At 74.0% G+C, this 19,405-nt stretch carries 13 protein-coding genes; 4 read left to right on the top strand and 9 right to left on the bottom strand.

What is annotated here, in order from left to right:
- Positions 1 to 28 precede the first annotated feature (28 nt).
- Positions 29 to 2,593, top strand: a complete 2,565-nt coding sequence (locus BM223_RS02870; protein ID WP_038681794.1) for a LuxR C-terminal-related transcriptional regulator — start codon at positions 29 to 31, stop codon at positions 2,591 to 2,593.
- On the opposite strand, the gene BM223_RS02865 is transcribed toward BM223_RS02870, so the two are convergent.
- Positions 2,550 to 4,007, bottom strand: a complete 1,458-nt coding sequence (locus tag BM223_RS02865; protein ID WP_141267385.1) for an MFS transporter — start codon at positions 4,005 to 4,007, stop codon at positions 2,550 to 2,552. The genes BM223_RS02870 and BM223_RS02865 overlap by 44 nt on opposite strands.
- Positions 4,008 to 4,084: 77 nt before the next feature.
- On the opposite strand from BM223_RS02865, the gene BM223_RS02860 reads away from it, so the two are divergent.
- Together BM223_RS02860 and BM223_RS02855 are read left to right on the top strand one after the other, a co-directional pair.
- Complete coding sequence (locus BM223_RS02860; protein ID WP_141267381.1) at positions 4,085 to 9,235, top strand: Ig-like domain-containing protein; 5,151 nt, start codon at positions 4,085 to 4,087, stop codon at positions 9,233 to 9,235.
- 233 nt (positions 9,236 to 9,468) lie between these two features.
- Entirely contained in the window at positions 9,469 to 9,786 is a 318-nt protein-coding gene (locus tag BM223_RS02855) for an antibiotic biosynthesis monooxygenase family protein (protein ID WP_038681800.1), read from the top strand.
- On the opposite strand, the gene BM223_RS29640 is transcribed toward BM223_RS02855, so the two are convergent.
- The 4 genes from BM223_RS29640 to BM223_RS02835 form a co-directional block, all read right to left on the bottom strand.
- Positions 9,773 to 10,168: an SRPBCC family protein gene (locus BM223_RS29640; RefSeq protein ID WP_342351426.1), complete on the bottom strand. Its 396-nt coding sequence runs from the start codon at positions 10,166 to 10,168 to the stop codon at positions 9,773 to 9,775. The two genes, BM223_RS02855 and BM223_RS29640, sit on opposite strands and share 14 nt — an antisense overlap.
- Positions 10,169 to 10,173: 5 nt before the next feature.
- Entirely contained in the window at positions 10,174 to 11,592 is a 1,419-nt protein-coding gene (purB, locus tag BM223_RS02845) for an adenylosuccinate lyase (RefSeq protein ID WP_038681802.1), read from the bottom strand.
- Between the two features lie 45 nt (positions 11,593 to 11,637).
- Entirely contained in the window at positions 11,638 to 12,162 is a 525-nt protein-coding gene (locus tag BM223_RS02840) for a GNAT family N-acetyltransferase (RefSeq protein WP_038681803.1), read from the bottom strand.
- Positions 12,163 to 12,335: 173 nt separating this feature from the next.
- Positions 12,336 to 13,616, bottom strand: a complete 1,281-nt coding sequence (locus BM223_RS02835) for an HNH endonuclease signature motif containing protein (protein ID WP_038681804.1) — start codon at positions 13,614 to 13,616, stop codon at positions 12,336 to 12,338.
- Between the two features lie 77 nt (positions 13,617 to 13,693).
- Between BM223_RS02835 and BM223_RS02830 the strand changes: the two genes are divergently transcribed.
- Positions 13,694 to 14,119 (top strand): SMI1/KNR4 family protein, encoded by a 426-nt coding sequence (locus tag BM223_RS02830; protein WP_038681806.1) that lies wholly within the window; start codon positions 13,694 to 13,696, stop codon positions 14,117 to 14,119.
- 23 nt (positions 14,120 to 14,142) lie between these two features.
- Here the strand turns inward: BM223_RS02830 and BM223_RS02825 are convergent, their stop codons facing one another.
- From BM223_RS02825 to BM223_RS02810, 4 genes are all read right to left on the bottom strand, one after another.
- On the bottom strand, positions 14,143 to 14,652 hold the full coding sequence (locus tag BM223_RS02825; RefSeq protein WP_038681808.1) for a GNAT family N-acetyltransferase: 510 nt from the start codon (positions 14,650 to 14,652) through the stop codon (positions 14,143 to 14,145).
- Complete coding sequence (gene purD, locus BM223_RS02820) at positions 14,652 to 15,923, bottom strand: phosphoribosylamine--glycine ligase (RefSeq protein ID WP_038685343.1); 1,272 nt, start codon at positions 15,921 to 15,923, stop codon at positions 14,652 to 14,654. Before purD ends, BM223_RS02825 begins: the two co-directional genes overlap by 1 nt.
- 17 nt (positions 15,924 to 15,940) lie before the next feature.
- Entirely contained in the window at positions 15,941 to 17,878 is a 1,938-nt protein-coding gene (locus BM223_RS02815; RefSeq protein WP_235319056.1) for a PAS domain S-box protein, read from the bottom strand.
- Between the two features lie 102 nt (positions 17,879 to 17,980).
- Positions 17,981 to 19,264, bottom strand: coding sequence for an adenylosuccinate synthase (locus BM223_RS02810; protein ID WP_038681812.1), 1,284 nt, complete (start codon positions 19,262 to 19,264; stop codon positions 17,981 to 17,983).
- Positions 19,265 to 19,405: the final 141 nt, after the last annotated feature.

Raw genomic sequence — 19,405 nt, 5'->3', positions numbered from 1 at the left:
GAGTCCCCCCGGAAAGGGGGCCACTCTGATGACGGTTCCGGGACCCGTCCTGCTCACGCGCCCCCGCTTGCACGCCCGGCTCGACCCGGACGTGCCCCGGATCGCCGTCCTGTCGGCACCGAGCGGCTCGGGCAAGACGAGCCTGGTCCGCTGCTGGGTCGCCCCGCGACCGCCGGGCACCGTCATCTGGGCGACCCTCGAGACCGACCACGTGCGCCGGGCGAGCTTCTGGCAGACCGTGCTCACCAACGCCGGCCGGCTCGGGGTGCTGCCCGCCACCGAGGCCGCCGGCCTGGTCGGCGACGTCGACCGGGCGAGCGACGTGCCCGAGCTCGTCGCCGGCGCGCTGCGTAGGCGCGGCCCGCTCGTGCTGGTGGTCGACGCCCACGAGCGGCTGCGCGACGACTCCGCCGCGGTCGACGCCGACCTGGTCCGGCTGGTCCAGCTCTGCCCCGACCTCAAGGTCGTCGTCACCACCCGGACGAGCACCGGGCTGGCCAGCCCGGGACGCACGCTGCGCGGCGAGGTCGAGCTGCTCACCGCCGCCGACCTCGCGTTCACCGAGGACGAGACCCGCGAGCTGCTCACCACCTTCGCCGACCCCGCCGTCGCCGCGAGCGCGGCCGACCTGCACGCCGCGACCGACGGCTTCCCGCTCGCCGTCCGGGCGGGCATCCTCTCGCTGAGCCGGGCGGGCTCCGCACCGGGCACGCCCGACTGGCGGTCGCTGGTCGCCGAGGACCTGCGGGTCCAGCTCGGCTCCGGCGCGACGTACGACCTCGTGCTCGCGACCTGCCTGCCGCCGTACTTCGACACCGACCTCGCGATCGAGCTGACCGGGACGACCGACGTCAAGGAGACGCTCGCCGAGCTCGAGTGGAACGGCTTCGGGCGCTGGATCCCCTTCGCACCGGGCCGCCAGGTCTTCCAGTACGTCGAGTCGCTGCGCACCGCGATGCTCGCCGACGCCGCGGGGCGCCCCGCCCCCCAGCAGGCCCGGGCGGCCAAGCTGGCGGCCGCCTGGCTGCACCGCAACGGCAACTTCGAGACCGCGTTCGAGGTCGCCGTCGCAGCCCGCCAGTACGACTTCGCCGGCCGGGTCTACGCCTCCCTGCTGGCCAGCGACCCGGACACCATCACGACCGGCCGGTTCGACCAGCAGCTCGTCTCGATCCCGCGCAGCGCGCTCACCCAGTTCCCCGCGCTCGCCCTGGGCCGCGGCCTCGCGTGCCACCGCAACCCGGCACTGCTCGGCGCCGCGGCGGACTTCTTCCGCATCCCCGCCGCCTGGACCGGCCCGCGGCTGCCCGACATGGGGCCCGGCGAGGTGATGATGGGGCACACCGCCAAGGTCGCCAGCCTGCGGGTGCTCGGCCGCTTCGACGAGTCGGCCCGCGCGGCGCACCAGGCGCTCGCCTACTTCGACACGATCCCGGACGGCGAGCAGCACCACGTCGCCGACCTCGGCGCCACGCTGCTGCGGCACCTGTCCTACTCGCTGTTCCAGGACGCGCAGGTCGACGCCGCACGGTCGGCCGCGCTGCGCGCGATCTCGATGAGCACCCGGCCCGAGTCCCTCAACCACACCGCCGTCTACGTCGTCGGGTTCAACGCGCTCGACGGCCGCTCCGCCGATGCCCGGGCCGCCCGCGGCCACGTCGACCCGGAGGCCTGGCGCCCCGGCCAGGACCGCACCTACGGCAACGCGCTCGGCCGGATCGGTCAGGCCGCGCTGCTGCTCGACGACTTCGACCTCACCGCCTCGATCGACGAGTACGACGGCTGCCGGTTCGCGACGACGTCCGAGTTCTGGCCGTTCGTCACCTGGACCCTGATGCACGCCCGGCTCGGGCTCGGCCAGGCGGCCACCGAGGCGCACCGGGTCGAGGCCGCGCTCGCCCGCACCCCGGCGCCGCCCGGCACGGCCGACAGCCTCGGCTCGGCCGCCGTCCGCTCGGCGCTGGCGGTGCTCTGGCTCGCGGCCGGCAACCGCACGAAGGCCGGCCCGCTGCTCCGGCTCCGCACCCGCTACACCGGCCAGGTGGCCCCCGCCGTGGTGCTCGCCCGGCTGCTGGCCGGCGAGCCGGCCGAGGCGCTGGCCGCACTGCCCCGGCTCGAGACCCGGCCCGGCCACACGAACCGCTCGCTGGCCGCGCTGCTCACCGTCGGCGCGGCGGCGGCCGTGCGCACCGGGCTGCCCGAGACGTCCGCGGCGCTGCTCGACCGGGTCCTCGCCCTGGTCGGCCCGGGCGGGGCGCGCGCCCACCTCATGTACCTCCCGGCCAGCGACCTGGCCGGGCTGCGCGCGCTCGCCGGCGAGCGCGGCGACGCCGGGCTGCGCGACTACCTGGCGGGCCCGGTGCCCGACTGCATCACCGCCGAGACCCTGGCCGCGTCGCTGACGCCGCAGGAGCGGGTCGTGATCGCGGCGCTCGCGCACCACCCCACGCGGGCGGCGGCCGCGGCGGCGCTGCACGTCACCGAGAACACCGTGAAGACCCACCTGCAGCGGATCTACCGCAAGCTGGGGGTCAACTCCCGCGACGCCGTCATCGAGAAGGCGATCGAGCTGGACCTGCTGGCTCCTCGCTGAGCACGACGGCGCTGCGGCGCGCGGTCAGCGCGAGGACGAGGGCCGCCGCCAGGCCCGAGGCCGCGCAGATCGACCACACCGCGTAGTAGCCGGCCAGGCTGCCGCCGTCGACCTTCAGCGAGCCGGTGCTCGCCAGGCAGAGCGCGAACACCGACGACGCGATGCCGCCGCCGATCGTCTTGCTGGCGTTGGTGAGCCCGGTCGCCGAGCCGACCCGCCCGGCGGGGGCGACCGCGGCCGCGGCGGCCGGGATCGCCGCCACCAGGCCGCCGGTGCCGAGACCGATCACCGCCATCACGCCCCAGGCCGCACCGGGGCTCGCGTGCAGGGGCAGCCAGGCGGCGTACCCGATCGCGTAGACGACGCAGCCGGTGGCCATCGCGCGGCGGGCGCCGAGGAAGCGGCTGACCGGTCCGAGGGTCAGCGCGCCGATCGCCAGGAAGGCGACGTAGAAGGCGACCCGGGCCGAGCCCTGGGCCGCGGTGAGACCGAAGCCGTAGCCGTGCACCGCCGGGTCGCTGCGGAAGTACGTCGACAGCGGCACCTGCGCGCCCAGCAGCGACATGCCGACGAGGAAGGCGGTCGCCTGGACGCTCCACTGCGCCGGGTGTGCGAGCAGCCGGACGTCGACCAGCGGGTCCGGATGGCCCCGCTCGTAGCGCCACCACGGCACGAGCACGGCGAGCCCGGCTCCGACCAGCAGCCAGGCGGGCACCGACGTGACGCCGTCGAGACGGATCAGCACGAGCCCGCCGAGCACGGCCAGCACCGCGAGCGCCATCAGGCCGAGCCCGCCCCAGTCGAAGCGGCCGCCGGGGATCCCGGGGACCTCCTCCAGCAGCGCCAGCAGCGGCACGCAGAGCGTCACGACGACCGCGGGCAGGACGAGCATCGTGGTGAGCGAGACCCGCTCCGCGAGCTGGCCGGCGAGGACCGCGGCGACGATCACCGACAGCTCGAGCGTCGCCACCAGGATCGCCGCCACCCGACGCGTCATCCGGCCCTGGTCGGGGCGTCCCGCCGTGCGGCGGTGGATCACGGCGACCTCGATCGGCAGCCACACGACGTAGGTGCCCTGCAGGGTCCAGGCCACCAGCATCACCGGGAAGCTCGGCGCGAACGCGATCCCCCAGGTGGCCACGGCCACCACGGCCGTCGCGCCCACGAGCACCCGGCGGTGCCCGACCAGGTCGCCCAGCCGGGCCAGCGGCGGCACGACCAGCGCGGAGAAGATCAGCTGGGCGGCCTCGAGCCAGTTCAGGTCGGCGTACCGGACGTCGAGGTCGTGGGCGATGTCGACCAGCACCGGGCCGTAGTAGCCCTGGATCACTCCGCTCGCCACCTCGACCGCGGCGAGCAGCGCGATCACGGCGAGGAGCGGGTGACGCGGCGGGCGACATCCGCGACGGAGCATTGTCACGAGACTCATGGTGGGGGTTCGCTGATTCTGCCGGTGCATGTCGTCCGGCCCTCGGAACGAAAGATGCTCCCTTGCGCGCTCCCCGCACCCCCTCCCTGGCTCGTCGCGCCCTCGTGACGGCACCCCTCGCCCTCGCCCTCGGCCTCACCGGGACGGCGGTCGTCGCGACCGTCGGGGCGGCACCGGCCAGCGCGGCGGCCGCACCGCAGCCCTGCGGCCCGCTGCCGGCGACCGGGTACTCCCCCGCCGACGTCGCGACCGGGCTGAACGCGCCTGCCGCGCTCGACGTCGACGCCGACGGCCGGATCTTCGTGGTCACCCGCGGGGACGGTGCCGTCCGGCGGTACACGCCGGCCGGGGCGTCGTACACCTCGGCGGACCTGCCGCTGAGCGCGCACACCGGCCAGGGCCTCGCGGTCGACCCGGCGGGCCGGGTGTGGGTCTCGACCGCCGGCAACGGCCGGGTGGACCGGGTCGCTCCGGACGGCACCGGCTACGGCGCCGAGGAGAACGTCGTGTGGGGCCTGGGCGGTCCGACCGGGCTCGCGGTCGACGCCACGGGCCGGGGCTACGTCGCGGTGGGCAGCAGCCGGACGGTCGTCGAGCTGACACCGGGCGACCCCGACTTCAGCACCTCGGTGGTGCGCCCGGCCGCCGCGGGCACCACGCCGTACGGCGTGGCGGTCGACGCCGGGGGCGCCACCGTCTACTCCACCTCCACCGCCGGCGACGGCACGAGCCAGGTCGTGCGGTCGGACCGCGCGGGCGGCGGGTGGACCCACACCGACGTTGCGGCCACGGGCCTGAAGAACGCCGCCGGCATCACGACCGGCCCGGGCGGCACGCTCTACGTCGCCGACAGCGGCAACGACCGGATCGTCACCCTCACGCCGTCCGGAGCGGGCTACACCCAGGCCGTGCTGCCGCTCACCGGCCTCGACGACCCCCGCGACGTCGCGGTCGCCGGCGACGGCACCCTCTACGTCGCCGACACCGGGAACGACCGGGTCGTGCGGCTCTCCGCCCGCAAGGTCACCGCCACCGCGGACACGGCCGGAACGACCGCCGGGACCGCGGTGAGCACCGACGTCACCGCCAACGACTCCGCCACCGGTGCCGGCCTCGCCCGGCCGACCGTCGCCGTCGACCCGCAGCACGGCACCGCGACGGTCAACCCGAACGGCACCATCACCTACACGCCCGACGCGGGCTTCTCGGGCACCGACACCTACCGCTACGCCGTGCGCGACGCAGGCGACCCGGCCTCGGTCTGCGCGAGCGCGACCGTCACCGTGACGGTGGGCCAGGACAACTCCTGCGGACCGGTCGGCAGCACCGGCGGCACCGCGCGCACCGTCGTCCCGTCGGGGATCGACTACCCCAGCCGGTTCGCGATCGACGGCGACGGCAACCTGTTCGTCTCCGACGGCGATCGCGGCGAGGTCGTCCGGCTGAGCCCGTCGGGCGGCGGGTTCACCCGCACGGTCGTCGCCACCGGGCTGCCCGGGGTCGCCGGCATCACCGTCGCCGGCGACGGCACCCTGTTCGTCACCTCGTGGAACAGCGGCACGGTGAGCCGGCTGACCCCGTCCGGGCCCGGCTACTCGGCCACGACGATCGCCTCCGGCCCGCTGCTCGCCCAGCCCTCCGGGATCGCCGTCGCCCCGAACGGTGACCTCTACGTCGTGGCCAACGCCAACCAGCTCAGCCAGGGCCGGGTGGTCCGGCTCGACGCCGCCTCCGGCTACACCCCGGAGGTCGCCGCCTCCGGCATGGACTTCCCGCACCAGACGGCCGTCGGCCCCGACGGCACCGCCTACGTCGTCACCGCGGACAACGTGGTGCGGATCAGGCACCACGGCTCCGGCTACTCGCAGGACGTCGTGGCGAGTGGGCTCCAGGACGCCACCGGTCTCACCGCCGACGCCGACGGCAACCTCTTCGTGGGCGACACCTACAACGACCGGATCCTCCGGCTGACCCCGTCCGGCGCCGGCTTCACGCAGTCCGTCGTGCCCGGCTGGGGCGACAGCAGCCCCGAGGGCGTCGCGGTGCGCGCCGACGGCGTCCTCTTCGTGGGCGACGGCGGCACCAACAAGATCGTCATGCTCGGCCCGGCCCGGCTCGAGGCCGGCGACGACAGCGCCTCCGTCCCCGGCGACGGCTCGGTGATCACCGACGTCCGGATCAACGACGTCAGCAACACCCCGCTGGCCGCGCCCACCGTGACCGGCGCCCCCGCGCACGGCACGGCCACGGTCGACAGCGACGGCACGATCACCTACCGGCCCGACGCCGGCTGGTCGGGCACCGACCACTACACCTACGAGGTCCGCGACCGCGCGACCCCCGCCCAGGTCTGCGACGTCGCCACGGTGACGATCACGGTGAGCCCGCCCAACGGGTGCGGACCGCTCAGCTCGAGCGTGTACGCCGGCCGCTACGTCGGGACGCACGACCTGGCCAACCCGACGGGCATCGCCGTCGACGCGCGCCGGATCGTCTTCATCTCCGATCCCGGCAACGAGGAGGTCATCGCGTGGGGCCCCGGCAGCGGCCCGGCCACGATCGACTCCCGGCCCGGCCTCGACCCCCAGGGCATCGCCGTCGACAGCGCCGGCAACGTCTTCTACGCCGACGAGAACGACCACGAGATCGTGAAGCTGACCTGGTCCGAGGCGGACAACTGGTACACCGAGCGCACCGTGATCGCCGACGACCTCCAGCGTCCCTCCGGCGTCGCGGTCGACGCCGACGGCACCGTCTACTTCACCGAGCGCGGCAGCAGCCACGTCGAGAGGCTGACCCCGTCGGGAGGCGGCTACACCCGCACGACCATCGCGGAGGACCTCGACCGGCCGTTCGGCATCGCCGTCGACGGCGACGGCAACCTGTTCGTCGCCGACCGCGGCAACGACCGGATCGTGCGGCTGACCCCGTCGGGTGACGGCTACACCGCGTCGGTGGTGGCCACGAGCGTCGTCGCCCCCATCGGCGTCGCGGTCACCCCCGAGGGCGACCTGGTCATCGGCGACGCCGGCCACGACCGGGTGCTGCGGCTGGTCCCGTCCGGATCCGGCTACCGGCAGGAGGAGGTCCTCGGCTGGGGCGGTGCGGCGACGTCCTGGGTCGCCGCCTTCGGCGGCGCCATCCTCGCCGTCGACGACGACGAGACCGAGGTCGTGATCATCCCGTCGCTGCGCGTCGACGCGGTCGAGGACAGCGCGAGCACCGATGCCCCCGACCCGGTGACCACGGACGTCACCGCCAACGACGGGTCGGTTCCCGAGGGCTTCCCCCTCGCGAAGCCGAGGATCGGGACCCCTCCCGCGCACGGCACCGCGACCGTGACCGGCGACGGCTCGATCACCTACACGCCGGCGGCCGGCTTCTCCGGCGAGGACGTCTACACCTACACGATCTCCGAGGACCAGGAGGAGCCGATCACCTGCGACGGCGCTCCGGTGACGGTGCTCGTCCGCAACGGGTTCACGCCCGGCCCCGGGTTCACCGTGCCCCAGAACGGGGTGCACGTCTCGGCCCTCACCGACCTCGCCACGACGACAGGGCGTCCGCTGTCGGCCACCGGGGTCAGCCAGGTGCGGGCACCGCAGCACGGCACCATCGACGTCCTCCCGGCCGGTCCGGTGCGCTACACACCGACCCGTGGCTACAGCGGGCCCGACGACTACGTCGTCCGGGTGTGCGACACCTCCGTCCCGCAGCAGTGCACGGAGGTCACCGTCCCGATCACCGTCGGCGTCAACCAGGTGACGGCGGTCGACGACGAGTCGAGCACGACCGTCGGCGTCCCGGTGATCACCGACGTCACGGCGAACGACCTCACCGAGACCGGTCAGGAGCTGGCCGCCCCGACGATCACGACCCCGCCCGCGCACGGCACGGCGATCACGTCCGAGGACGGCCTGTTCTACCGCCCCGACGCCGGGTTCTCGGGCGTGGACTCCTTCGGCTACCGGGTCTGCGACACCTCGGCGCCCCCGACCTGCGACACCGGCAGGGTGACGGTGACGGTCGACAACGTGTTCACGACCGGCGCCGCGATCACCACCGCCCAGGGGGTGCCGGTGGTCACCGACCTGGCCGACATCGCGAGCGTCACCGGCAGCCCGCTCGACCCGACGGCCGTCCAGCAGGCGGTCCAGCCGGAGCACGGCGGCGCCGTCATCAACGGCACCACCGGCGCGGTGACCTACACGCCGCTGCCCGGCTTCCACGGCGAGGACTCCTACACCGTCCGGGTGTGCGACACCTCGGCGCCGGTGCAGTGCGTGGACGCCCTCGTGCGGGTCACCGTGACCGCGCCCGAGGTGCCCGCGGCGCCGGTGATCACGACCTCGGCCCGCGCCCGGGTGGCGATCCCGGTCGACCGCTCCGGCGCCCCGCGCTCGGTCCGGCTCACCGACCAGGTGCGGATCTCCGGTTTCCAGCCCGGCGGTACGGCGACCGGCCGGGCCACGCTGTACGGCCCGGTCGACCGCCCCTCGGCGTCCATGTGCACCCTCGCCAACGCGGTCGGGACGGTCTTCTTCACGCCCCGCAACGGCACCCTGACGACGCCGCCGATCACCGTGCGCGAGCCCGGCTACTACACCTGGGTCGTCTCGACCACGGCCGACGACGACAACCAGGCGGCCTCCCACTCGTGCGGCCAGGTCGCGGAGACGACGCTCGTCCACCGGCCCGGCGTCGGGAAGGTCCGGGTCGAGGCCGGCTACTCCGGCACCGACCGCTCGGTGCGCGCCCGCCGGCTGCGCCCGGTCCAGGTCTCCGTCCCGGCGCTGGGCATGAAGGCCCGGATCGACACCGTCGGCACCCGCCGCGGCACGATGCTGATCCCCGGCAGGATGGCTCGGGGCGGCTGGCTGCTCGGCTCCGCGGCGCCCGGCGAGGCCGTCGGCGCCACGGTGATCGCGGGCCACGTGTCCGACCGCCGCGACCGGCCCGGCGCCTTCGGCAAGCTGCGAAAGGCGCGCACCGGCCAGCTGGTCGAGGTGCGCGGGGCCGACGGGGTGGTCCGGACCTACCGGATCACGTCCGTCAGGTCGCAGCCGCGCGGCCGCGGCCTGACCGGCGCCCCGGTGTCGACCACCGGCGCGCACCGGCTCACGCTGGTGACCTGCACGGGCAAGGTGACCTACCGCAACGGGCGCTTCCACTACACCAGGAACCTGGTGGTGACGGCGGTGCCGATCGGCTGAGGACGCGGCGCGGGTGACATGGCGGGCGACATCGCGCTCCCGTCCTTGCTCACCCGCGCTCCGGACGATTGGCTGGTACCTGCCGACGTCCGCCGCCCTGCTCCCTGGGCCGCCGCGCGGCACCGGCACCGCGCGTGGGGCGACGGTGCCGGCAGGCCGGTGTGCCCGGACGGACCACCCAACCCCCCAGGTCCGTCCGGGCACACCTTCGACCCGCGCCCTAGAGTCGGGACATGCCCGTCGTGAAGATCAATGCCATCCAGGTCCCGCCCGACGCCGGTCCCGAGCTCGAGAAGCGGTTCGCCGCCCGGGCCGGCGCCGTCGAGGGCTCCCCCGGCTTCCTCGGCTTCCAGCTGCTGCGCCCGACCGCCGGCGAGGACCGCTACTTCGTCGTCACCCAGTGGGCCGACGAGGAGTCGTTCGCCGCCTGGCGCGACGGCCAGGGCCGCGCGGCCCATGCGGAGAAGCCGGGCGAGGCGCCCCGCAAGCCGGTGTCCACGGGCGCCGACCTGCTGGAGTTCGAGGTCGTGCTCGACGTCAAGGGCGGCTGAGCAGCCGCGCGGCGCGGCGCAGGTCGGCGGCCACCGTCGACCTGCTCCCCCACGTGACCAGCCCGCCCACCCGGAGGCCGCGGACGCGGAAGTCCGCGGTCACCCGGCAGCGCTGCCCGTCGTCCAGCTCGGCGAAGCGCAGCTCGAGCCGGGCCCGGAAGGGGCCGCACGTGCCCTCCTCGACCCAGCGGTACGGCGGCTCGCTCAGCGTCGTGCGCATCCGCGGGCGGACGCCGGGGACCACCGTGACGTCGGTCCACCCACTGAGGTCGGCCCGCACGTCGGCGACCGCCCGCAGCGACGACTGCCAGGCCGGCCGGTTGCGCGGGTCCTCGAGGTAGCCGAAAGCCCGGTCCCGCGGGACCGGGAAGACGACCTCGATCGACGTCAGAGGATGGCTCCGGGGGTGTAGGCGGCCGCCGCCGGGTGCGCCTCGACGATCGCCGCGACCTGGCGGCAGACCGCCTGGGTCTGCGCGACGGCCGCACCCGTGAAGGTGATCGGCTCGGCCACGAGCGACTGCAGCTGCTCGGTGGTGAGCCCGAGCCGGTCGTCGGCGGCGAGCTTGGCGAAGACGTCGTTCTCGGCCTGGCCCTGGCGCATCGCGAGGGCGGTGCCGACGGCGGCCTCCTTGATCGCCTCGTGCGCGGCCTCGCGGCCCACTCCGTTGCGGACCGCGGCCATGAGCACCTTCGTCGTCGCGAGGTAGGGCAGGTAGCGGTCGAGCTCGCGCTGGATCACCGCCGGGAAGGCCCCGAACTCGTCGAGCACGGTCAGGAACGTCTGGAAGAGCCCGTCGACCGCGAAGAAGGCGTCGGGCAGCGCGACCCGTCGTACGACGGAGCAGGAGACGTCGCCCTCGTTCCACTGGTCGCCGGCGAGCTCGCCGACCATCGACAGGTAGCCGCGGGTGACGACGGCGAGGCCGTTGACCCGCTCGCACGAGCGCGTGTTCATCTTGTGCGGCATGGCGGAGGAGCCGACCTGGCCCTCCTTGAAGCCCTCGGTGACGATCTCGTTGCCGGCCATCAGCCGGATCGTCGTCGCCAGGTTGGACGGCGCCGCGGTCAGCTGCACGAGCGCCGACAGCACGTCGAAGTCGAGCGAGCGCGGGTAGACCTGCCCCACGCTCGTCAGCACCCGCTCGAAGCCGAGGTGGCGCGCCACCCGCTGCTCGAGGTCGGCCAGCTTGTCGGCGTCCCCACCGAGCAGGTCGAGCATGTCCTGGGCCGTGCCCATCGGGCCCTTGATGCCGCGCAGGGGGTAGCGGACGAGCAGCTGCTCGATCCGCTCGACGGCGATCATCAGCTCGTCGGCCACGGTCGCGAACCGCTTGCCGAGGGTCGTCGCCTGGGCGGCCACGTTGTGGCTCCGTCCGGCCATCACCGTGGTCTCGTGCTCGGCCGCGAGCCGGGCCAGCCGGGCCAGCGTCGCCACCGCGCGGTCGCGCAGCAGGTCGAGGGACTGGCGGACCTGGAGCTGCTCGACGTTCTCGGTCAGGTCGCGGCTCGTCATGCCCTTGTGGATGTGCTCGTGGCCGGCGAGCGCCGCGAACTCCTCGATGCGCGCCTTCACGTCGTGCCGGGTGACCCGCTCGCGGTCGGCGATGCTCGCCAGGTCGACGACGTCGACCACCTTCTCGTAGGCCTCGACGACCCCGTCGGGCACCTCGATCCCGAGGTCCTTCTGCGCCTTGAGGACGGCGATCCACAGCTGCCGCTCGAGGACGATCTTGTGCTCGGGCGACCAGATCTCAGCGAGATCGGCGGCGGCGTAGCGGGTGGCGAGGACGTTCGGCACGGTCACGGTGGCCCATTCTCCCACGCCCGGCGAGCGGCTCCGATTCGCCGCTCAGCCGAGAGACGCGGGCACCCGCCGGACCAGGACCATCTCGCCGTCCTCGGTGCTCCCCCGCACCTCGGTGAACCCGGCCTTCGCCGCCACCCGCAGGCTCGCCGCGTTCACCGGCGCGATCGACGCCCGCACCCGGACGCCCGCCCCGTCGGCCCGGGCCAGCAGCGCACCCAGCGCCTCGCTCGCCAGCCCGTACCCGCGCGCCGCCGGCACCAGGCCGTAGCCGACCTCGACCTCGGCCACGCCGTCGTCCGCCTCCTCGGGCGGGCCGAAGAAGCCGATCGAGCCGATCACCAGCTGCTGCTTGAGCGACACGATCGACCGCGGACCCCACGGGTCGCCGTCACGCCAGAGCGTGGCCGCGCCCTCGTCGTCCTCACGCGGGAAGTCGGCGTGCCACTCGGGACGGCGGCGTCCCGCCTTGATGTCGGCGACGGTCGCGGCGTCCCACAGGACGAGGCTCAGCCGGGCCGTGCGGACGCCCGCTGCGGACGCGGACGACGCACCCGTGGTGTCCGTCATCAGTCAGCTCCTCTCGGCGGCCGACCCCGAGCGCATCGGCAACGCCGCAACCCTAGACGTTCGGTTGCCGCACGACGCCGGACGTCTAGGGTTGCGGCGCCTCGCGGGCTGGGGTCTTCTTTACCGATGGCGTGGTGGCGCGCCGCAGTGGTCGAGGTACCTGGATGCGGTGATCAGCGGGTTGCGGGTTGTTGCCGGTACACCCCTGGCTCGGGGTCGTCGGCTTCATCGGTTCGGTCGTGCTGGTGTGTGCCGCGGTGGCTCACCTCGAAGTGGAAGCCGGACGGGCTTCGCCAGACGTAGGTGCCGATCTTGGTGACTTGGTAGCGCCATTGGCTGTGGGTCTTGGCGCGGTGGTGGCGCCGGCAGAGCGGGACGAGGTTGCACGGGCAGGTCGGCCCGCCTTGGCCGTGGGGTCTGGCGTGGTCGAGGTCGCAGCGCATCGCCGTTCTGGTGCAGTACGGGAAGCGGCAGGTGTGGTCGCGGAGCTCGACTTGCTGGCGGTGACGGTCCGGGATCTCGTAGGCCGTGACCGGCACATGGTCAGCGAGGTCGAGCACCGGGCGGACCGTCACCGACATCCCGGGCTGCGCGAGCCAGTCGCGGATCTGCTCGGCACTGACCGGCTGCTGGTCCCACTGGCCCACCGGGTTGGCACCGGTCCCGCGCAGCGTCGCATCAGTGATGTGCACGTTGAGCACGGCCCGGCGGCCCGGCACGCCCTCAAGGTCGAGCGTCAGGTCGTTGCGGGCAAGGTCGCCGAGGGCCTGGGAGCGGCGCACGTCCAGGCTCGCCTCGTTACCCAGTCGGCCGAGCAGGGTCGCGCGGCGGCTGATCGCGTCATCCAGGTCACGGCCGTCGGCCGCATCGAGAAGCCCGTCGATCGACACCAGCCCATTGCCATCCGGCGCCCCCACCTCCACATAGCGGTGGTCGCTCGCCCTAGCCCGCTCGGCTTCGTAGCGCTCGGGGTCGAACCTGATGACCGCCTCCGCAATGAGCCGCTCGAGCTGGGCCCAGCCGACTCCGGTGGCATTGAACAGCTGGCGGTCGACGAACGCTGCGGCCGCGGGGCAGAGGGGGCGGGTGGCTTCGGCGATCCGCTCGGCGCGCCACGGCGCCAGGCGGCCGGCGACCACTGAGGCGTAGACCTGCGGCAGGCGCCACGCACATTCGAGCACCCGGCCGACGTAGACCCGGCCACCATCCGGTGAGCGGCCCAGCACGGCCACGAGCTCCATGAGTGCGAACTCCGAGACCAGCGGGGCGCCCTCACCCGCGATCGGCAACCCCGTATCGACGAACCCGTCGCGAATGGTCGCGGCGCCCGCCTCCGGGTCGGCCACGGTGTTGCCGGCGGCCCACTCCACGATCCCCGCCCACTCGGCAACCACCGACTCCTCCCGCACCCGCACCCCCGCCCGGAGGCCGGCGAGAAGGGCGCTCGAAGTCATACCCGTATTAGATCAGGAGGGTCCGACACAACCCCCGCGCCCGCACCCCTCCCGCCCGGCGCCCCTAGGGTCGCGCCATGGCCCTCGACGACGACCTGGTCGCGCGCATCGCCCGCGCCGTCACGACGTACGGCGCCGGCCGGCCGATCCCGCCGGACGAGCTCGCCGCGCGCCTGGCTCCGCTCGGCCTCACACCGGACCCGGACCTCGCCGACTTCGCCGCGCGCTGGGGCGGGTGCTTCGTGGGCGTCGCCGTGCACCTGTGGGACCACGCCGGGCTGCTCGGCCGCGAGACGTGTCTCGAGATGACGACGTGGGCGCGGGAGACGCACGGTGCGGTCATCGACGGCCTCGTCATCGCCGACGACGGCGCCGGCAACCCGATCTGGATCGCGGCCGACGGGCCGGTGCGGATGCTCGACCACGACAGCGGGCGCGTCGATGCGCTGGCCCCCGACTTCCGGACGTTCGTCGCCGAGAACGTGCACGACTGGCAGGACTGAGCAGACCGGGAGCGTCGGCCCGGTCAGCCGAGCATCTTCTGCCACCACGCGATGTCGATCCAGCGCCCGTGCTTGCGCCCGACCTCCCGCAGCACCCCCTGCCGCTCGAACCCGCACGCGCGGTGCAGCCCCTCGCTGGCGTCGTTCGGGAGCGCGACGACGGCCAGGGCGGTGCGCATCCCGGCCGCGGTCATCCGGGCGAGCAGGTCGTCGTAGAGGAGGCGGCCGACACCGCGTCCGGTGGCGCCGGCGTCGAGGTAGACGGTGACCTCGCGGGTGTGGTGGTAGGCGCCGCGGTCGCGGAAGGGGCCGGAGTAGGCGAAGCCGAGGACGTCGTCGTCCGGCGCGGGGCCGGCGGCGGCGACCAGGAAGTGGTCGCCGGGGTGGGTCGAGGCGAGCTTGGTCTCCCACACCGACCGCGGGGGCGGCTCGACGTCGAAGGTGGCGTGTCCCTCGGCGACCTCCCGGGCGTAGAGGGCGGCGACGGCGTCGAGGTCCGCGTCGGTGGCGGGGCGGACCACGACGGCCGGCATCAGTCCTCCTTGAGGGAGGCGCCCTCGACGGCGCCGAGCGGCTCCGCCGCGATGTCGGTACGGCGCTGCAGCCCGTCGAACCGGACCAGGTCGGCCGCCGCGTAGGCCCGGGCGCGGGCGTCGGCGATGTCGTAGCCGACCGCGCGGACGGCGACCACCCGGCCGCCCGCGGTGACGAGGGAGCCGTCGGCGAGAGCGGTGCCGGCGTGGATGACGTCGACGTCGGTCACGCCGTTGGCCGCGCCGACGCCGGTGATCACGTCGCCCTTGGACGACGTCTCGGGATAGCCCGCCGAGGCGAGGACCACGGTCACCGAGGCCGCGTCACGGAACACCGGGGCGGGCACGGAGGCCAGGTCACCGCGGGCCGCCGCGTCGAGGAGCGCGCCGAGCGGCGACTCGAGGACGGCGAGCACGGGCTGGATGTCCGGGTCGCCGAAGCGGCAGTTGAACTCGATCACGCGCGGCCCGTCGGCAGTGAGCGCGAGGCCGACGTACAGGCAGCCGACGAAGGGCGTCCCGCGCCGGCTCATCTCGTCGAGCGTGGGCTGCACGACCTGCGCCATCACCGTCGACGCGAGGTCGGCGGGCGCCCACGGGAGCGGCGAGTACGAGCCCATGCCGCCGGTGTTGGGGCCGCGACCGCCGTCGAAGATCCGCTTGAAGTCCTGCGCCGGCTGCAGGGGGTACGCCGTCGCGCCGTCGCAGACCGCGAACAGCGAGACCTCGGGCCCGTCGAGGAACTCCTCGATCACGACCCGGCCGCAGCCCGCGGCGTGCGCGAGCGCCTCGTCGCGCGAACGGGTGACGACGACGCCCTTCCCGGCGGCGAGCGCGTCGTCCTTCACGACGTACGGCGGCCCGAACTCGTCGAGCGCGGCCGCGACCTCGTCGGGGGTCGTGCACGTGCGCGAGCCCGCGGTCGGCACGCCGGCGGCGGCCATGACCTCCTTGGAGAACGCCTTGGAGCCCTCGAGCATCGCGGCGGCACGGGAGGGCCCGAAGACCGCGATCCCCGCCTCCCGCACGGCGTCCGCGACACCGGCCACGAGCGGCGCCTCCGGCCCGACCACCACGAGGTCCACGCCCAGCGACGACGCCAGCGCGGCGACGGCCGCGCCGTCCATCGGGTCGACCGGGTGCAGCGTGGCGAAGGCGCCGATGCCGGGGTTGCCCGGGGCCGCGTGGACCTCGCCGACCCCGGGGTCGCGGGAGAGGGCGAGCGCGAGCGCGTGCTCGCGGCCGCCGGTGCCGATGACCAGACAGGTGATGCTCACGGGCGCTCAGCCTAGTTGCGCGGCACCTGCGGCGACATCGGCAGGTCGAGCACGAACGCGGGGCGGCCGCCGGGGCCCTCCACGAGGTAGCGCGCGTCACCACCGTGCAGGCGCGCGATCTCCCGCACCAGGTAGAGCCCGAGGCCCGTCCCGGCGGTGGTCCCGGCGTGGGCGAAGCGCTCGAACAGCCGGCCCACGAGGCGTTGCTCGACGCCGGGACCGGCGTCACTGACGGTCACCCGGACGCCGTCGTCGGTGCGCTCCCCCGTCAGCGCGATCGGCGGCCGGCCGTGCCGGTAGGCGTTCTCGAGAAGGTTGTCGAGCGCCTGGCCGAGCCGAGCGGGGTCCGCGACGAAGTCGACCTCCTGGTCGACCCGGGTCTGGATCCGCGCGGTCCCGTGGGCCGCGTGGACCCGGTCTGCCGACGACATCAGCGTGCGCCGCAGCGACACCACCTCGGGCGCGAGCGCGAGCGCCTCGGTCTGGACGTCGGACGCCGTGCCGAGGTCGGTGACGAGCCGCTGCAGCCGCCGGGCGCTGGATGCCATCGCCTCGAGCACCTGGGCGCGCTCCTGCGGGTCGAGCTCGTCCCCGCCGTCGCGGAGCATCGCGACCGCGCCCTCGACCACCGCGGCCGGCGTCCGCAGCTCGTGGGCGGTGACGGCCAGGAGCTGCGCCTGCTGCTCGAGAGCGCGCCGGCGCTCCTCCTCGTGGGCCCGCTGCTCGGACTGGTCCCGGGTGATCTTGGCGAACCCCCGGAGCCGACCGGCCTCGTCGTGCACGGCCGTGATGACGACGCGCGCCCAGAACCGGCTCCCGTCGCGGCGGACCCGCCAGCCCTCCTCGGCGTGGACGCCGTCGCGCAGCGCCAGCTCGAGGTTGTGCTCCGGATGTCCCGCCGCCTGCTCCTCGGCCGGGTAGAAGAGACGGAAGTGCCGGCCGACGACCTCGTCGGCCCGGTAGCCCTTGATGTGGGCCGCCCCGGCGTTCCAGCTCGCGACGTTGCCGTCGACGTCGAGCATGAAGATCGCGTAGTCCTTGACCGCCGTGACCAGCAGCCGGAAGATCTCCTCGCTGCGCCGCAGCTCGAGCTCGGCCGTGGCGTCCTGGATCTGGGCGAACGCGTAGAGGGCGCTGCCCTTCGAGTCGCGCACCGGGGTCAGCGTGACCCGCACCGTCCGGATGCCGGCGCCGCTGTCGATCGGGTGCTCGAAGGCGACGAGGTCCTCGCCGCCCTCGGTGATCCGGGCGAGGGCCTCGTCGAGGTGGTCGCCGTGCTGCCGGGTGAGCACGCCGTAGTCGAGACCGATGAGGTGGTCGGCGGGACGCCCCACCATGTCGAGGAGCGCCTGGTTGGCGCGGACGATGCTGCCGTTGAGCGTCATCGTCGCCATGCCGATCGCTGCCTGGTCGAAGACCTCCCGGTAGCGCTCGAGGTGCTCGTCCAGGGTCTTCTGGTCGCGCACCTCGTCGACGTCCGCCTCGCCGGCCACCCGCAGCGGCCGGGGCGGCCGGGGCGGCGGGTCGCCCGGGAGCCCGCGCGCCCCGATCCCGCCCAGCCCCGCGTACCCGTGCGCGTCGGCGACCTGGCGCCACAGGCGGTCGACCAGGACGTCGAGCGGGACCGACTTCTCGACGAAGTCCGAGGCCCCCAGCTCGCGGGCCCGGTCGGCCAGGCCGCGGCCGCTGAAGCCGGTGTACATGACGACCCTGGTCTCCGGGGAGACGGCGAGCACCAGCGGCAGGCACTCGAGCCCGTCGAGGACGGGCATCGAGGTGTCGAGCAGCATCAGGCTGGGGCTGTGCTCGTGGGCGAGCATCATCGCCTCGCCGCCGTCCGCGCCCTCCCCCACGACCTCGAAGAGCCCGGACGCGCGGAGCCGGGCACCCACGAGGGCGCGCAGCTCCGGTGAGTCATCGACGAGGACGATCGTCGGCCGTTCTGACACGCCACCCCCTACAGGTCCCACACGGCCCCGACCTGCCGGTGCCCCGCCCGGGCATTCTCATACCTGGGCGGGGCACCGTTCTCTCGCGGGTGGCGCGGGGAGTCAGCGCAGCGGGTGCCGGACGACCGCCTGCTCGCGCTCGGGACCCACCCCGATCACCGAGATCCTGGCGCCGGAGCGCGCCTCGACGTACTCGACGTAGTCCTGGGCGGCCTGGGGCAGCTCGTCGAAGCTGCGGCAGCCGGAGATGTCCTCGGTCCAGCCGGGGAGGTTCTCGTAGATCGGCACGGCGTGGTGGAAGTCGGTCTGGTTGACCGGCATCTCGTCGTGGCGCACCCCGTCGACGTCGTACGCGACGCAGACCGGCAGCTCGGCGAGACCGGTGAGCGTGTCGAGCTTGGTGAGCACGAAGTCGGTGACGCCGTTGACCCGTGCGGCGTAGCGGGTGATCACGGTGTCCATCCAGCCGCAGCGGCGCGGGCGGCCGGTCGTGGTGCCGTACTCCCACCCGGCCTTGCGCAGGAACTCGCCGTTCTCGTCGTGCAGCTCGGTCGGGAACGGACCCTCGCCCACGCGGGTCGTGTAGGCCTTGGCGATCGCGATGACCTGGTCGATGCGGGTCGGCGGGATGCCGGTGCCGGTGCACGCGCCGGCCGAGATCGCGCTGCTGGACGTCACGAACGGATATGTGCCGTGGTCGACGTCGAGCAGGGTGGCCTGGCCGGCCTCCATCAGCACGACCTCGTCGCGGTCGAGCGCCTGGCTGAGCAGCAGCCCCGTGTCGCAGACGTACGGCGCGAGGCGGTCGGCGTGGCCGAGGAGCTCGCCGACGACCTGCTCGACCGACGGCGCGCGCCGGTTGTAGATCTTGGTGAGGATCTGGCCCTTGAGCTCGAGCGCGCCCTCGACCTTGGCGGTGAGGATCTTCTCGTCGAACAGGTCCTGGACCCGGATGCCGATCCGGTTCATCTTGTCGGCGTACGTCGGCCCGATGCCGCGGCCCGTCGTCCCGATCTTGCGGGAGCCGAGGAACCGCTCGGTGACCTTGTCGATCGTGCGGTTGTAGTCGGCGATGACGTGCGCGTTGGCGCTCAGCTTGAGCCGGCTGGTGTCGACGCCGCGCGCCTCGAGGCCCTCGATCTCCTGGAACAGCACGTCGATGTCGACGACGACGCCGTTGCCGATGACCGGCGTGCAGCCGGGCGTGAGGATGCCGCTGGGCAGCAGGTGGAGGGCGTACTTCTCGTCGCCGATGACGACCGTGTGGCCGGCGTTGTTGCCGCCGTTGAACTTCACCACGTAGTCGACCTGGCTGCCGAGGTGGTCGGTGGCCTTGCCCTTGCCCTCGTCGCCCCACTGGGCTCCGACGATCACGATTGCGGGCATCTGGTTGCTCCTTCGCTACGGACGGAGTCCCTCCGTCCGCGCGGACGGCTGCTCAACGCACCAGTTGTGTTGCTTCTTGCACTCGGACAAGCAAGAAGCCCCGGCAAGGACCGGGGCTCTTGCGGCGTCACGTTACCAAAT

It is taken from the genome of Pimelobacter simplex, assembly GCF_900114845.1.
In the GTDB taxonomy this organism is placed as follows: Bacteria; Actinomycetota; Actinomycetes; order Propionibacteriales; family Nocardioidaceae; genus Nocardioides; species Nocardioides simplex.
Note: the sequence above shows the minus strand (reverse complement) of the source record. Positions and strands in the feature narration are given on the sequence as shown.